At 68.2% G+C, this 15373-nt stretch carries 15 protein-coding genes; 8 read left to right on the forward strand and 7 right to left on the reverse strand.

What is annotated here, in order from left to right:
• Positions 1-44: 44 nt before the first annotated feature.
• From gyrB to dnaA, 6 genes are all read right to left on the reverse strand, one after another.
• Positions 45-2015: a DNA topoisomerase (ATP-hydrolyzing) subunit B gene (gyrB, locus tag ND450_RS32540; RefSeq protein ID WP_253322189.1), complete on the reverse strand. Its 1971-nt coding sequence runs from the start codon at positions 2013-2015 to the stop codon at positions 45-47.
• A 225-nt stretch (positions 2016-2240) separates the two neighbouring features.
• Positions 2241-2774 (reverse strand): DciA family protein, encoded by a 534-nt coding sequence (locus ND450_RS32545; RefSeq protein WP_089928297.1) that lies wholly within the window; start codon positions 2772-2774, stop codon positions 2241-2243.
• Positions 2775-2892: 118 nt separating this feature from the next.
• Complete coding sequence (gene recF, locus ND450_RS32550; RefSeq protein ID WP_253322190.1) at positions 2893-3999, reverse strand: DNA replication/repair protein RecF; 1107 nt, start codon at positions 3997-3999, stop codon at positions 2893-2895.
• Positions 4000-4002: 3 nt separating this feature from the next.
• A complete protein-coding gene (gene gnd / locus ND450_RS32555; RefSeq protein ID WP_256557328.1) occupies positions 4003-4917 on the reverse strand; it encodes a phosphogluconate dehydrogenase (NAD(+)-dependent, decarboxylating) in 915 nt (304 codons plus the stop codon).
• A 44-nt stretch (positions 4918-4961) separates the two neighbouring features.
• A complete protein-coding gene (gene dnaN, locus ND450_RS32560) occupies positions 4962-6086 on the reverse strand; it encodes a DNA polymerase III subunit beta (RefSeq protein ID WP_089928288.1) in 1125 nt (374 codons plus the stop codon).
• 842 nt (positions 6087-6928) lie between these two features.
• Positions 6929-8551, reverse strand: a complete 1623-nt coding sequence (gene dnaA, locus ND450_RS32565; RefSeq protein ID WP_089928285.1) for a chromosomal replication initiator protein DnaA — start codon at positions 8549-8551, stop codon at positions 6929-6931.
• 349 nt (positions 8552-8900) lie between these two features.
• Here dnaA and rpmH point away from each other — a divergent pair, with 349 nt between their 5' ends.
• From rpmH to ND450_RS32590, 5 genes are read left to right on the forward strand one after another with little or no spacing between them, the layout of a single operon-like run.
• Positions 8901-9044 (forward strand): 50S ribosomal protein L34, encoded by a 144-nt coding sequence (rpmH, locus tag ND450_RS32570; RefSeq protein WP_030465619.1) that lies wholly within the window; start codon positions 8901-8903, stop codon positions 9042-9044.
• Between the two features lie 26 nt (positions 9045-9070).
• Positions 9071-9412 carry a ribonuclease P protein component gene (gene rnpA, locus ND450_RS32575; RefSeq protein ID WP_089928282.1) on the forward strand — a complete coding sequence of 114 codons (342 nt, stop codon included), beginning with the start codon at positions 9071-9073 and terminating at the stop codon, positions 9410-9412.
• A complete protein-coding gene (yidD, locus tag ND450_RS32580; RefSeq protein ID WP_030480223.1) occupies positions 9409-9666 on the forward strand; it encodes a membrane protein insertion efficiency factor YidD in 258 nt (85 codons plus the stop codon). The genes rnpA and yidD overlap by 4 nt, the downstream gene beginning before the upstream one ends.
• Positions 9667-9671: 5 nt before the next feature.
• Entirely contained in the window at positions 9672-10709 is a 1038-nt protein-coding gene (gene yidC / locus ND450_RS32585) for a membrane protein insertase YidC (RefSeq protein WP_089928279.1), read from the forward strand.
• A 30-nt stretch (positions 10710-10739) separates the two neighbouring features.
• Complete coding sequence (locus ND450_RS32590) at positions 10740-11309, forward strand: R3H domain-containing nucleic acid-binding protein (RefSeq protein WP_089928276.1); 570 nt, start codon at positions 10740-10742, stop codon at positions 11307-11309.
• Between the two features lie 816 nt (positions 11310-12125).
• Here the strand turns inward: ND450_RS32590 and ND450_RS32595 are convergent.
• Positions 12126-12563 (reverse strand): hypothetical protein, encoded by a 438-nt coding sequence (locus tag ND450_RS32595; protein WP_253322191.1) that lies wholly within the window; start codon positions 12561-12563, stop codon positions 12126-12128.
• A gap of 208 nt (positions 12564-12771) precedes the next feature.
• On the opposite strand from ND450_RS32595, the gene rsmG reads away from it, so the two are divergent.
• From rsmG to ND450_RS32610, 3 genes are all read left to right on the forward strand, one after another.
• Positions 12772-13419, forward strand: a complete 648-nt coding sequence (gene rsmG, locus ND450_RS32600) for a 16S rRNA (guanine(527)-N(7))-methyltransferase RsmG (RefSeq protein WP_253328063.1) — start codon at positions 12772-12774, stop codon at positions 13417-13419.
• Between the two features lie 95 nt (positions 13420-13514).
• Positions 13515-14390: a ParA family protein gene (locus tag ND450_RS32605; protein ID WP_253328064.1), complete on the forward strand. Its 876-nt coding sequence runs from the start codon at positions 13515-13517 to the stop codon at positions 14388-14390.
• Positions 14387-15361, forward strand: coding sequence for a ParB/RepB/Spo0J family partition protein (locus ND450_RS32610; RefSeq protein WP_253322192.1), 975 nt, complete (start codon positions 14387-14389; stop codon positions 15359-15361). Before ND450_RS32605 ends, ND450_RS32610 begins: the two co-directional genes overlap by 4 nt.
• Positions 15362-15373: the final 12 nt, after the last annotated feature.

Genomic DNA, 15373 nt, shown 5'->3' on the forward strand with positions numbered 1-15373 from the left:
CTTACTCGCCAGAAACGCCAGGGTGCCCAGAAACCAAGCCGGAATCAGATGTCCAGGAACTTGATGCTCTTGGCGTTGCGGGTGATGAACGAACGGCGTGCCTCGACGTCCTCGCCCATGAGCACGCTGAACAGCTCGTCGGCGGTGGCCGCGTCGTCCATGGTGACCTGCCGCAGGATCCGGTTGGACGGGTCCATCGTGGTCTCCCACAGCTCCTCGGCGTTCATCTCACCGAGACCCTTGTACCGCTGGATGTTGTCGTCCTTGCCGAGCCTCTTGCCGCTCTCGATGCCGGCCTTGATCACGGCGTCGCGCTCGCGGTCGGAGTAGACGTACTCCGGCTCCGCGCGCTGCCACTTGATCTTGTACAGCGGCGGCTGCGCGAGGTAGACGTGGTTGTGCTCGATGAGCGGCTGCATGAAGCGGAACAGCAGCGTGAGCAGCAGCGTGCGGATGTGCTGGCCGTCGACGTCGGCGTCGGCCATCAGCACGATCTTGTGGTAGCGCAGCTTGGTGAGGTCGAACTCGTCGTGGATGCCGGTGCCGAGCGCCGTGATCAGCGACTGGACCTCGGTGTTCTTGAGGACGCGGTCGATGCGCGCCTTCTCGACGTTGATGATCTTGCCGCGGATCGGCAGGATGGCCTGGTACATGGAGTCCCGGCCTTCTTTGGCCGAGCCGCCTGCGGAGTCACCCTCGACGATGTAGAGCTCGCAGCGCTCCGGCTCCGTCGAGCGGCAGTCCTTCAGCTTGCCGGGCAGGCCGCCGATGTCCAGCGCGCCTTTGCGGCGCACCAGTTCGCGGGCCTTGCGGGCGGCGATGCGGGCCTGCGCCGACGACACCGACTTGGTGACGATCGTCTTGGCCTCGTTGGGGTGGCGCTCGAACCAGTCGGCCAGGTGCTCGTTCGTCGACTTCTGCACGAACGACTTCGCCTCGCTGTTGCCCAGCTTGGTCTTCGTCTGGCCCTCGAACTGGGGCTCCTTCAACTTCACCGAGATGATCGCCGCGAGACCCTCGCGGATGTCGTCACCGGTGAGGTTGGCGTCCTTCTCCTTGAGCAGCTTCTTCTCGCGCGCGTACTCGTTGACGACACGCGTCAACGCGGCGCGGAAGCCCTCTTCGTGCGTGCCGCCCTCGTGCGTGTTGATCGTGTTCGCGAAGGTGTAGACCGAGGCCGTGTAGCCCGTGTTCCACTGCATCGCGACCTCGACCTGGAGGTCCTCCCCCTGCGCCTCGAAGCCGATCACCTTCTGGTGCACGGCCTCGCGCGTGTGGTTGATGTGGCGGACGAAGTCCTCCAGACCACCCGGGTAGTGGAAGGTGCGCTCCTTCACCGCGGCCTTGTGGCCCTCGGCGTCGGCCTCCTCGTCCTCCGCCGAGACCCGCTCGTCGCGCAGGATGATCGTGATCCCCTTGTTGAGGAACGCCATCTCCTGCAGGCGGCGTGCGATCGTCTCGACGTTGTACTCGGTGGTCTCGAAGATCTCCGGGTCGGCCCAGAACGTGACGGACGTGCCCGTCTCCGTGGTCGGCTCGATCTGCTTCAGCGCGTACGCGGGCTTCGAGCCCTCGTAGCGCTGGGTCCAGACGTAGCCGGCGTTCTTGATCTCCAGTTCGACGGCGGTCGACAGCGCGTTGACCACGGAGATGCCGACGCCGTGCAGACCGCCGGACACCGCGTAGGAGTCGCTGTCGAATTTGCCGCCCGCGTGCAGCTTGGTCATGACGACCTCGACGGTCGGCACTCCCTCGACGGGGTGGATGCCGGTCGGGATGCCACGACCGTCGTCGATGACCCGGACGCCGCCGTTGGCCAGCAGGGTGACGTCGACCGTCGTCGCGTAGCCGGCCATCGCCTCGTCGACCGAGTTGTCCACGACCTCCTGGACCAGGTGGTGCAGACCGCGCTCGCCGGTCGAGCCGATGTACATACCCGGCCTCTTGCGCACTGCCTCGAGACCCTCGAGGACGGTGATCGAGGACGCGTCGTACTCATTCTTCTTCGCTGACACGGGCCTGGAGTCTCCTCGCTGATGCGGGCGAGCCGCACGGTGATGGGTGACGCTCCTGTGATTCTACCGGGCCACCCCGACAGAAAGGGCCCAAGGACACCTTTGAATCAGTCACAGACGCCCTCTCCCGGCTCAAGACGGGTCAGGACGGCTGAAAAGGGGGTTCAAATCCGCAGGTGAACGCTCATTGAGCCACAGAACGGCCGCTGAGCGCTTGAGGCAGCCTCACCCGTAGGTGTCACGCGGACCGCGCCCAGGAACGTGCCTGGGGCCGTGTCGCCAATTCGGAGCGTCCGGACCCTTGATCTTGAGCCGTTTGACGATGCCGTGGCCGACGCCCGCGGCGATGCGCTTGATCAGCTCGCGCTGCAGGAGGCGCAGCTGGGTGGCCCACGCCGTCGACGACGCCTGGACCGTCAGTTCCCCGTCACTGAGCGCGATCGGTTTCGCGTGCTCGGCGACGTCCTCTCCCACCAATTTTGCCCAACGACCGAAGACCTGGCCACCCTGGAGCTGCTCGACCCAGCCGCGGTCCGCCGCGATCCTGGACGCGATCCGCCCGAGCGGCTGGGGGTCGCGGTCGTCGGGCCCCGGACCGGACCAGCGACGCCGGCTGCGGTTGACCGGACGGCCCTTCGACTTGCTGCCGGGCACCCGTCCGCGGGCCTTCGCACTGGCCTTCGCGGCCTCCAGAGCAGCCCGCGCGAGGTCCGAACCCTTCAGTGGCTCACCCTCAGGTGTGAATGAACCTGTGGACAAGTCCGGATTTGTGACGGAGTTATCCACACCATCCACAGACTTGTCCCCAGATGTGTGGGCGGACACACCCGATCGAGCTACATGTGGGGGCTTCGAACCCCCAGAGTCAGTCCCTGAGTCAGACACGTCGCACCTCCCCGCCGTGGACCTCGAACCGGGCACCGCTCAGCTCGTCCGGAACGTCCTCCGCCACCGCCGCGGTGATCAGCACCTGCTCGGCGGCGGCGGCCACCTTGGCCAGCTGCTGCCGCCGGCCGCGGTCGAGCTCCGCGAAGACATCGTCCAGCACGAGCACCGGTTCGATGCCGTCGACACGCATCAGCTCGTAGCCTCCGAGCCGCAGGGCGAGCGCGAAGGACCATGACTCTCCGTGACTGGCGTAGCCCTTCGCGGGGAGTTCACCGAGCGTCAGGTCCAGGTCGTCCCGGTGCGGACCGACGAGGCACACGCCGCGTTCGATCTCCTGCTTCCGCACCCGGTCGAGCTCCGCCAGCAGCAGGTCCTCGATGCTCTCCCTGTCCTCGGGCAGATCGCCGACGCTCGACCGGTACGAGATGAGCGCCGGACGGGACTCCGGTGCGACCTCCGCGTAAGCCGAGGTCACGTGATCCGCCATGTCGCGGACCAGCTTCAACCGCGCGGCCAGCAGCTCCGCGCCGTGCTGGGCGAGGTGCCCGTCCCAGACGTCGAGCGTCGAGAGGTCCGCCGACCGCGAGTGCTTCACCGTCTTCAACAACGCGCTGCGCTGCCTCAACACGCGGTCGTAATCGCTGCGCACACCGGCATAACGCGGTGCGCGCAACACGAGCATCTCGTCGAGGAACCTCCGCCGATCGCTCGGATCGCCCCTCACCAGGGAGAGGTCCTCCGGTGCGAACAACACCGTCCGCAGGATCCCGAGCACGTCGCGCGTGCGCGGCACCGGGCCCCGGTTGATACGGGCCCGGTTCGACTTGCCCGCGGTGATCTCCAGTTCCACGAGCAGCTCGCGGTCGTCGTTGACCACGGCTGCCCGCACCACGGCGCGCTGGGCGCCATGTCTGATCAGCGGCGCGTCGCTGGAAACCCGGTGCGACGCCAGCGTCGCCACGTACCCGATCGCCTCGACCAGGTTCGTCTTGCCCTGGCCGTTGCGGCCGACGAGCACCGACGCGCCGGGCTCGAGCTCCAGGTCGGCGAGCTTCCACGAACGGAAGTCGCTGACCTGGAGATGTCTGACGTGCACTCGTTAGCCCTGGGTGCTGCCGCCGCCGGACGACGGACCGGCGAGGTGCACCGAGTGGCCGCCGAACTGGTTGCGCAGCGCCGCGACGGCACGCATCGCCGGCGAGTCCTCCTGCCGGGACTGGAACCGCGCGAAGAGCGCTGCGGAGATCACCGGGAGCGGCACCGCGTTGTTGATGCCCTCCTCGACGGTCCACCGGCCCTCGCCCGAGTCCTCGACGTACCCGCGCAGGTCGTCGAGCTCCGGGTCGGACTCCAGCGCGCGCACCAGCAGGTCGAGCAGCCACGACCGCACGACGGTGCCGCGCTGCCAGGCCGAGATGACCGCGGGCACGTTGTCGACGACGTCGGTCTTGTCGAGCAGCTCGAAGCCCTCGGCGTACGCCTGCATCAGGCCGTACTCGATGCCGTTGTGGACCATCTTCGAGTAGTGGCCGGCGCCGACCTTGCCCGCGTGCGCGAAACCTTCCTCGCGCGGACCCTCCGGACGCAGCGCGTCGAAGATCGGCATCGCCTGCTCGACGTGCTGCGCGTCGCCGCCGACCATCAGCGCGTAGCCGTTCTCGAGGCCCCACACGCCACCGGACACGCCAGCGTCGACGTAGCCGATCTCCTTCTCCGCCAACAGGTCCGCGTGGATGCGGTCGTCGGTGAACTTGGAGTTGCCGCCGTCGATGACGAGGTCACCGGGCGACAGCAGCTCGGACAGCTCCTTCACCGTGTTCCTGGTGATGTCGCCCGCGGGCACCATCACCCACACCACGCGCGGAGCCTCGAGCTTGGACACCATGTCCGCCAACGACTCCGAGTCGGTGACCTCCGGGTTGCGGTCGTAGCCGATCACCTCGTGACCGGCCCTGCGCACCCGCTCGCGCATGTTGAAACCCATCTTGCCGAGGCCGACGAGTCCGAGCTGCACGGTGTTCTCCCCTACTACGTTTCTGTTCCCCGGTAAGGGTTTTCTCAGCCGGGAAGGCGAACGGGCATCAGCAGGTACAGGTAGCCCGGCGCCACGTTCCCATCCTCGTCCACCGGCTTGAGCAGCGCCGGTCGGCTGGGTGTGGTGAAGGACAAGTGGACCTTCTGCGTGCGGACGGCACCGAGGCCGTCGAGCAGGTAGCCCGGGTTGAACGCGATGGTCACCGGGTCGCCGGTGTACTCGACCGGGAGCTCTTCCTCGGCCGAGCCCTCGTCGTCGCCACCGGCCGACAGGCGCAGACCGCCGTCGACGAACTCGAGGCGCACCTGCGTACCGCGCTCGGCGACGAGCGACACGCGCTTGATCGCCTGCTGCAGCGCGTCGATGTCGATGATCGCCGCGGCCGAGTGCTCGGAGGGCAGCAGCTGGCGGTACTTCGGGAAGTCGGCGTCGAGCAGGCGGGTGGTGGTCCGCTTGCCGGAGCCCGACAGGCCGAGCAGTCCGTCGTTGGCGGCGAGCGACATCTCGACCTTGCTGCCGCCGGAGCCGAGAGTCTTGGCCGCGTCGCCCAGGGTGCGGGCGGGAACCAGGACGGCGACCTCGCCGAGGGACGCGTCGGGCTCCCACGGGAACTCGCGCATCGCCAGGCGGAACCGGTCGGTCGCGACGAGGGTCAGCTTGCCCTCGCCGATCTCGACGCGGACGCCGGTCAGCATCGGGAGCGTGTCGTCCTTGCCGGCCGCGACGGCGACCTGGCTGACCGCCTCGCCGAAGACCTCGCCGGGCAGCTCGCCGATCAACTGCGGCATCGACGGCAGGGCCGGGTAGTCCTCGACCGGCATCGTCGGGAGGCTGAACCTGGCGCTGCCACAGCTGATCATCATGCGAGCGCCGTCGACCGCGATCTCGACGGGGTGGTTCGGGAGCGCCTTGGTGATGTCGGCGAGAAGACGCCCGGAGACCAGCGCGCGGCCGCCGTCGGCGATCGTCGCGGGGACACCGACCTGGGCGGAGACCTCGTAGTCGAACCCGGAGACCGTCAGCGAGTCGTCGGACTCCGCGTCGAGCAGCACGCCGCCCAGCACGGGAACCGGCGGACGGGACGGAAGGCTGCGAGCGACCCAGGCGACAGCGTCGGCCAGGCCGTCGCGTTCGACGCGGATCTTCATGAGGCGTCCTTTCCTCGACAGTCGACAAGCCCATCCACGACAACGTGCCAGTGGGGGTCAGGGGAGCCTCGACCCTCGGCTACCCGAGGTGCGGAGCAACCACGTTAGAGCGTCCTGGCCCTTCCCGTCACTTCGGGGTTCGGGCACCGATCCCCGGGAACCATCCCCCGCTGTTTTGCTTTTGAGTTCTTCCTAGAAGAGAACCAACAGCAGTAACAGTAAGGGCTGTGGATTGTGGGGACAGACGTTGAACCCGCAGGTCAGCGTGTCACCCACCATGGGGACAAAGGGGGGATGGCACCCGGGGACAGATCGGCGCACCCGGGGACAGCCAGTTGTGCACAGGTCTCGGTCCACAGATCGTCCACAGTTGTCCCCGGGTGCGTCCCCGGGTGCGGGCCAGTTGTACCCGGGTGTTCAACAGGCTTCCGTGGCCAGATCGTGGCCGGGGCCACAGACTTTTCCAGTTGTCCCCACCCCTTCGAGTGCCTGGGGCGAACAGAAAGCTTCGCCGGGCGGGCGATCGCGCCTCGTTTACCCGGGTCCGTGCGTCGCTCGTGGTGGTGGTTGGCGCCGCACGTACTGATGTATCCCCATGTCATCGCCGAACCGCTCCCCGGGTGCTCGCGTCCGAACCGCGGCCGCGTCCCCGGGTGCTCGCCGTCGGGCGGTCGCCGCGTCCCCAGGTGCTCGGTCCCGGCCCGCCGACCGCCCCCAGGTGTTCGCCGGCGAGCCGCCCGGTCCCGTCCGGGGCGCCCGCCCGCATCCGTTCGCCGTCCCCGGGCGCGAATGAAGAAGGGGCCCTCCGCGGTGGAGGACCCCTTCGTGGCTACCCGGGTGGATCAGGGAGTGTGGCGGGCGCGCTGCTTGATGCGCGACGTCAGCTCCTGCACCTGGTCGTAGATGCGCCGGCGCTCGGCCATCTCCTTGCGGATCTTCTTGTCCGCGTGCATGACCGTCGTGTGGTCGCGGCCGCCGAACGTCTGGCCGATCTTCGGCAGCGACAGGTCCGTCAGCTCGCGACACAGGTACATGGAGATCTGCCGCGCCTGCGCGAGCGCCTTCGTCTTGCCGGGGCCGCACAGGTCGTCGATCGACACCCCGAAGAACTCCGCGGTGACCGCCATGATCATCGGGGCGGTGATCTCCGGCGCGTGCGAGTCCGGGATCAGGTCGCGCAGCACGATCTCGGCGAGCTGGACGTCGACCGGCTGGCGGTTGAGCGACGCGAACGCCGTCACGCGGATGAGCGCGCCTTCGAGCTCGCGGATGTTCCGCTCTATGCGGGCGGCGATGAACTCGAGCACCTCGGCCGGGGCCGCGAGCCGGTCCTGGGCCGCCTTCTTGCGCAGGATCGCGATCCGGGTCTCCAGCTCGGGCGGCTGGATGTCCGTGATCAGACCCCACTCGAAGCGCGTGCGCAGGCGGTCCTCCAGCGTCTCCAGCCGCTTGGGCGGCCGGTCGCTCGACACCACGATCTGCTTGTTCGTGTTGTGGAGCGTGTTGAACGTGTGGAAGAACTCCTCCTGCGTGCCTTCCTTGCCCTCCAGGAACTGGATGTCGTCCACGAGGAGGACGTCGATGTCCCGGTAGCGGCGCTGGAAGGCGACCTTGCGGTCGTCGCGCAGCGAGTTGATGAAGTCGTTGGTGAACTCCTCGGTCGACACGTACCGCACGCGCATGCCGGGGAACAGGCGCTGGGCGTAGTGCCCGACGGCGTGCAGCAGGTGCGTCTTGCCGAGGCCGCTCTCACCCCAGATGAAGAGCGGGTTGTACGCACGGGCGGGAGCCTCGGCCACCGCGACGGCCGCGGCGTGCGCGAACCGGTTCGAGGCGCCGATGACGAACGTGTCGAAGTTGTACTTCTCGTTCAGCCGGGTCTGCGACGGCGACGGGTTCGCCGGCCTCGTGTACGGGAGGTTCGCGTTCGGCGCCATCCCGCCCGCGGTGTTGGCCGTGTTGAACGTCGGCCAGATCTCGGAGACGGCCGCAAGCGCGTCGCCGGCCTCGTCGACCTCTTCCTCACCGCCGTCGAGGGCCGGGTCGTCCGTGATCACGGGGCCGGGCGTGTCGCCGTTGCCGACGACGGGGATCGCGGGGACGACCGGCGCCACGGGCTGGACGACCTGAGCCGCCTGGGCGGCCTGGATCGCGTGCATCGAGATCGGTGTGGTCGGCGGGCTCACGACGGGGCTCACCGGTTCCGGCGAGTCGACCTTCACCGCGAGGGAGACCGAGCGGCCGAGCCTGCGGGACAGCGCGTCGGTGATCGGGTCGCGCAGCGCGCGTTCGATCGCCTCTTTCGCGAAGTCGCTGGGAGCAGCGAGCAGTGCCGTTCCGTCCAGCAAACCGATGGGACGGGTGACCCTCATCCACGCGCGCTGCTGAGGGGACAGGTGGCTCGTGGCGAGCTCCTGCACCACCTCGGCCCACACGAGACCAAGATCGACCTGCTGGTTCGACACCTCCGCGCTCCCCTCCCCTCCGCCGGAGCCCAAGACTCCACATGTGGACACGGAGAATAGAGGTATCCACAGAGTTATCCACAACTGTGCACTAAAAGGTGCGTTGTGTTGCCGGTCAGATGGCGGCTCCCACGCCAGATCCGGCACGCGCGAAGGACGAACGGTAACAAGGCCCGGCACGCGTCACAAGACGTGGCCTCGGCCACCCCGATTTGGTCGGCGCACCCGGGCATGCGTACCCTCGTACGAGTCTCCCGCTTGCGACGGGCGCCTTTTGCGCGCCTACGTCCACTGCCGTCGGGGACGACCACACAGGCTTTGTCAGCAGTGAAGCACCGGGAGACCGACCGTGAGCAAGGGTAAGCGCACCTTCCAGCCCAACAACCGCCGCCGCGCGAAGACGCACGGCTTCCGGCTGCGCATGCGGACCCGCGCCGGCCGCGCCATTCTGGCCGCGCGCCGCAGCAAGGGCCGTGCCACTCTGTCCGCCTGACAGCGGCTGGTAAGCGCAGCGTCGTCGTGCTACCACCGGCCGCCCGGCTCACCCGCAGCCAGGACTTCGGCCTGGTGGTCCGCCGAGGCCGCCGCGCCGGACGACCCCGGTTGGTCGTCCACGTCTTGAAGCCCGACGTGCCCACCTTGGATTCGTCCAAGGTGGGCTTCGTCGTGAGCAAGGCAGTTGGCAACTCGGTGGTCCGCCACCGCGTCTACCGTCGCCTGCGCCACGTCGTCCGCCCGGCACTGGAAGAGCTGCCGCCGGGAACTCTCGTCGTGGTGCGGGCGTTGGCACCAGCAGCCGAGGCGTCGAGCTCAGAGCTCGCCGCCGACTTCTCTTCCGCCCTGCGCAAGGTGCTGCGATGACCACGTTGCCCGCGAAGGTCGCGCTGCTGCCGGTGCACTTCTACCGGAAGTTCATCTCGCCGCTGCTGCCACCGACCTGTCGCTTCTACCCCAGCTGCAGCGCATACGCGGTGGAGGCGTTGACCGTCCACGGTGCGCTGCGAGGAACCTGGCTGACCATCCGCCGGTTGCTGCGCTGCGGACCCTGGCACCCTGGAGGCCTGGACCCCGTTCCGCCGAGGCGGCAGGTCCCCGACGTATCCACCGAGGAGTAGCTCCCGTGCTCAACTTCATCTACTACCCGGTGTCCTTCATCTTGTGGTGTTGGCACTGGGTGTTCGGCAAGGTCTTCGGTGAGGCGAGCGGGTTCGCCTGGGCGCTGGCCGTGATCTTCCTGGTCTTCACCCTCCGCGCCATCCTCTTCAAGCCGTTCGTCGGCCAGGTGCGCTCCATGCGGCGGATGCAGGAGTTCGCGCCGGAGATGCAGAAGATCAAGAAGAAGTACCCGAACGACCGCCAGCGCCAGGCGCAGGAGATGCAGAAGCTGCAGTCCGAGCACGGCGTCAACCCGCTCGGCGGCTGCCTGCCGATGCTGGTGCAGATCCCGGTGTTCATCGGTCTGTTCCACGTGCTGCGCTCGTTCAAGCCCGGCTGGGGCGAGGTCTACTTCTTCGACAAGCAGGGCGTCGACTCGTTCGTCAACGCCAAGCTCTTCGGCACGAACCTCTCGACGTTCATCACGATGCCGTCCGACCAGCTCGCGCAGTTCGGCACCGAGCGCCTGAACGTCATCCTCGTGTCGGTGCCGCTGATGATCGTGGCGTCCATCGCGACCCACTTCACGGCCCGCCACTCGGTCGCCCGCCAGAACCAGGCCGCGCTGGACAACCCGCAGACGGCCATCATGAACAAGCTGACGCTCTGGATCTTCCCCCTGGGCGTCCTCGCCGGCGGTTTCTTCTTCCCGGTCGCGATCCTGCTGTACTGGCTGTCCAACAACGCCTGGACCCTCGGCCAGCAGCACTTCGTCTACAAGCGCATCGACGCCGAGGAAGAGGAGAAGAAGGCCACGGCCGTCGAGACCCGCCAGGCCCTCGCCCCGAAGCCGGGCGCGAAGCCGGTCAACCCGAAGAAGCCCGCCCCCGGAGCCAAGCCGGCCAACGGCGCCAAGCGCATGCCGACCGCGGGCCCGAGCGGCGCACCGAAGGCCGCGTCCCCGTCGGCGGACGCCACCAACGGCACCGCCAACACCGAGATCCCCGGCCTGACCCCAGGTCGATCCACCAGCAAGAAGCCGGGCAGCAAGAAGCGCCGCTGATTTCGGGCGTTGCCCCGGAGAGGAGACATCGTGTCGGAGACCTTGCAGGCGACCGACGACGTGGAGGCGTCGTCGGAGGCCGCAGCCGAGTCCGAGACCACGGCCGAGGCCGAGCCCCAGTCGCAGAGCAAGACCGAGGACCTGCTCGTCCAGGAAGGCGACATCGCGGGCGACTACCTCGAGCGCCTGCTCGACCTGCTCGACTACGACGGCGACATCGACCTGGACGTGGAGAGCGGCCGGGCCATCGTCAGCATCGACGGCGGCGAAGACCTCGCCAAGCTGGTGGGTCCCCGAGGCAACGTCCTCGAGTCGCTCCAGGAACTCACCCGCCTGGCAGTCCAGCAGGAAACGGGAGTCCGCTCCCGCCTCATGCTGGACATCGCCCAGTGGCGAGCAGGCCGCCGAGCCGAACTGGCCGAACTGGGCCGCTCCACCGCAGAAAAGGTGGTCGCTTCCGGCGAGCGCGCCCGCCTGCACCCGATGACCCCGTTCGAGCGCAAGGTCGTCCACGACGCCGTCGCCTCGGTGGCAGGCGTGCACAGCGAGAGCGAGGGCGAGGAGCCGCAGCGACGGGTCATCATCTTCCCGAAGCCGTAACCGGCACCGCAGCACCAACGGCCCCTGGTTCCACCGGAACCAGGGGCCGTTCGCTGTCCCGAGCCAGGAGGGACACGGCGGCTGGGCGAGGGGTGAGACGGGACGACCTCGCGCGCGCTGGCGCGGGTGGGCGGGACGGCGAGGAACGGCGGCGCGGTAGGAGAGGTGTGGGGCGTGGAGCGGGGGCGAGGTGTACCGGGCGATGGTGAGGGAGCGGGGCGGGGATGGGCGCCGAAGCTGCGGGGCCCGAGGTGAGTGAAGTGAGGGCGGGCGGACGGGGGCGGAAGGTTTGAGGCTGGGTGGCGGCGGGCTGGGTGGCGGAGTGGCAGGGAGGGAGCGGTGAGTTGACCGGGACGGCGGGACGGAATGGGAGGGAGGGAGCGGCAGGGCGGAACGGGTGGTTGAAACGGCGAGACGGAACGGCGAGCGCGATTGGTCGGGCGGAGCGGTCGGGCTGGGCGATCCGGCGTGCGCGGTGTGGGGGCGGACCGGTGAGACGCGCGAACCGACGCGCAGCCACTCGACCAACCCGGCAACCCTCTCCCCCGCCCGTCACGGGTAACGCCGAAGGCGAGCCACCCCCATCAACGGCAATGGCGAAGCCGAGGCGTCCCTGCCTAGCGCTCCCGGGCAAGCGGTGGTGACTCAGCCCCAATCGCGATCGTCGTGAAGCGGCGATGACCGGCACCGGCTCGTCACGACTCAAGGCGACCACCCTTCCAACGTGACCGGACCGCGTTCGGTGACCCCTCCGCTGGAACGCAACGCACCAACGCACCTCAAGCCGACGTTCCACGTGAAACCAGAAGCCCTCAGCTACCCCCGCGCAGCCCACCAGTCGGCCAACCACTCCTCCTGCTCCCCCGTGTCCGGAACAGGAAACCCCCGAGCCGCCGAGATCAACCGCCAAGCCTCCTCCGGCTCCACCCCCTCCATCCCCAACAACAACCCGGCCAACAACGAAGACCGCCCAATCCCAGCCCAGCAGTGGAACACCACATGCGCCCCACGCCGATACAGCGCATGCACCCCACCCACAACAGCCACAGCCGCATCCACATCAGGCACCGACCGATCCGCAATCGGCAAGCACACGTACCGCAACCCGGCCGCCACCACCACCCGCTCCTGATCCACGAGGTCGCACTCGACCCGTTCCGAATCGGTCTGAGCGGACACCAGCACGTCGACCCCGAGTCGGCGCAACCCCTGCGCCTTCCCCTCCAGCAACGCGCCGCCGGCCGGATGAGCCATCGTCGAAACGACGCGGGCCCGTCCCAGTCCACCGTGTAGAGAGTCGGAAGCAACTTTCCCCCAAGTTTCACGTGAAACGGCGCTCAGGATTTGGCGCCACCCACCGTCGATCCGTCATGATGGTGCCCTGGCATTCGCCAGCTTTTCCACCGGCCGCCGGAACGTCGCCGCCGCGTGGTTTCACGTGAAACGCTCACGGACGGAGAACATGGCCGGGGAGTTGCCCGACAACGCGAAGCTCGTCTTCGGTGAGCACGTTGAGCGTGCCGCCGAGTTCGTCAGGCTCCTGGAGGAGCACGGCGTCGAGCGTGGACTCATCGGTCCCCGCGAGGTCGACAAGATTTGGGAACGGCACGTGCTCAACTCGGCGGTGATCGAGGAGCTGTTCGAGAAGAACGAACGGGTCGTCGACGTGGGCTCGGGCGCTGGGTTGCCTGGGGTTCCACTGGCCGTTGCGCGGCCTGATCTGAGGATCACGCTCCTCGAGCCGATGGCGCGCCGTGTCGCGTGGCTCGAGGAAGTGAAGGAACGGCTGAGCCTCGACAACGTGACGGTCCTTCGCGGCCGTGCCGAGGAGGGACCGATCCGGAAGCAGCTGCTGAACTGCGACGTGGTCACGGCGCGGGCGGTGGCTCCGCTGGAGAAGCTGACGAAGTGGTGCCTGCCGCTCCTGAAGGGCGGCGGACGGATGGTGGCGCTCAAGGGTGAGCGTGCTGCAGAAGAGCTGGACCGCGACGGTGCCGCAGTGGCCAAAGCCGGGGGCGTGAACCCGCGGGTCGTCGTCGTGGGAGCGGACGTACTTGAGGTGCCTACGACGGTGCTCATCGTGGAGCGCCAGACGCGGAGAGATCGGTGAGCGTGTACCCGGAGTTCCAGGCTGCCGATGTTCCACGTGAAACGAAGCCCTCCAAACCCAAAGCCAAGCCGACCAACAACGGAGATGACAGCGCCGTGGTGTGGACCCCGATTGCAGAAGAGGCGGCTCGTGCGGCAAGCGTGCTGCACCCCGACGAGTCACTGCTCCCCCGCCCGACCCATCGCCGGGTGATCACCGTCGCCAACCAGAAGGGTGGTGTCGGCAAGACGACGAGCACGGTGAACCTCGCCGCCGCGCTCGCCATCCACGGGCTCAAGACGCTCGTGATCGACCTCGACCCGCAGGGCAACGCCAGCACGGCGCTCTCCGTCGAGCACCGCAGCGGCACGCCGTCCGTCTACGAGGTGCTGATCGGTGAGATCTCCATCGCCGAGGCGGCTCAGGTCAGCCCGACGTCACCGAACCTCTACTGCGTGCCCGCGACGATCGACCTCGCCGGCGCCGAGATCGAGCTCGTCTCGATGGTGGCCCGCGAGTCGCGGCTCAAGGAAGCGCTGAGCCCCGAGGCGCTCGACCAGCTGCAGCCCGACTACGTCTTCATCGACTGCCCGCCGAGCCTCGGCCTGCTGACCGTCAACGCGATGGTCGCCGCGCAGGAGGTGCTGATCCCCATCCAGTGCGAGTACTACGCGCTGGAGGGTCTGAGCCAGCTGCTGCGCAACATCGAGCTGGTGCAGCAGCACCTCAACCCCGACCTCGCGATCTCCACGATCCTCCTCACGATGTACGACGGCCGCACGAAGCTCGCGGACCAGGTGACCAGTGAGGTGCGTGGGCACTTCGGCGACGTCGCCCTCAAGACCGTGATTCCGCGCAGCGTGAAGGTCTCCGAGGCACCAGGATTCGGGCAGACGGTGTTGACGTACGACCCGGGCTCGCGCGGGTCGATGAGCTACCTCGACGCCGCCAAGGAGATCGCGCACCGCGGGGCACAGAGGGAGGGCGCATGACGGAGCAGCGCAAGGGCGGACTCGGGCGCGGTCTGGCCGCACTCATCCCCCAGGGTCCGCCGGCCGGTGCGCCGAGCACCATTCGGCCCGCGGCGGCGGTCGGCAACGGGACCGCCGCCAGGTCCGCGCCGCAGCAGCCGGCCGGTGAGGTCGCGGGGGCGGTGTACCGCGAGATCGCGGTGACCGCGATCAGGACGAACACCAAGCAGCCGCGCCAGGTGTTCGACCAGGACGCGATCGACGAGCTCTCGTTCTCCATCAAGGAGTTCGGGCTCATGCAGCCGATCGTGGTCCGCGAGCTGACCGCGGACACGTTCGAACTCGTCATGGGCGAGCGCCGGTGGCGGGCCACGCAGCAGGCCGGGCTGAAGACGATCCCGGCCATCGTGCGGCAGACCGCCGACGACAACATGCTGCGCGACGCCCTGCTGGAGAACATCCACCGCGTCCAGCTGAACCCGCTCGAAGAGGCGGCGGCCTACCAGCAGTTGCTGGAGGAGTTCGGTGTCACGCACGAGGAGCTCGCCGACCGCATCGGCCGCAGCCGCCCCGTCGTCACGAACACCATCCGGCTGCTGAAGCTCCCCCTCCCCGTCCAGCGACGGGTCGCGGCGGGTGTGCTGAGCGCCGGCCACGCGCGGGCGCTCCTCGGCCTGGACGACGCGGGCGCGCAGGAAGACCTCGCCGCACGGATCATCGCCGAGGGCATGTCGGTCCGCGCGACCGAAGAAGCGGTGACCATCGCGAAGAACGAGAAGCCGAAGAAGGAGAAGGCCGCCCCGCGCAAGCAGATGCACGCGCCCGGTCTGCAGGAGCTCGCCGAGCGCCTCTCCGACAACTTCGACACCCGCGTGAAGGTCGAACTCGGGCAGCGGAAGGGCCGGATCGTCGTCGAGTTCGGGTCAGTTGACGATCTTCAAAGGATCATCGGCATGATGAGCCCGGAAACGACAATTCGGACATCGGAGTAGGCCCATAGGATC

The organism is Lentzea sp. HUAS12 (assembly GCF_024125735.1).
Classification (GTDB): domain Bacteria; phylum Actinomycetota; class Actinomycetes; order Mycobacteriales; family Pseudonocardiaceae; genus Lentzea; species Lentzea albida.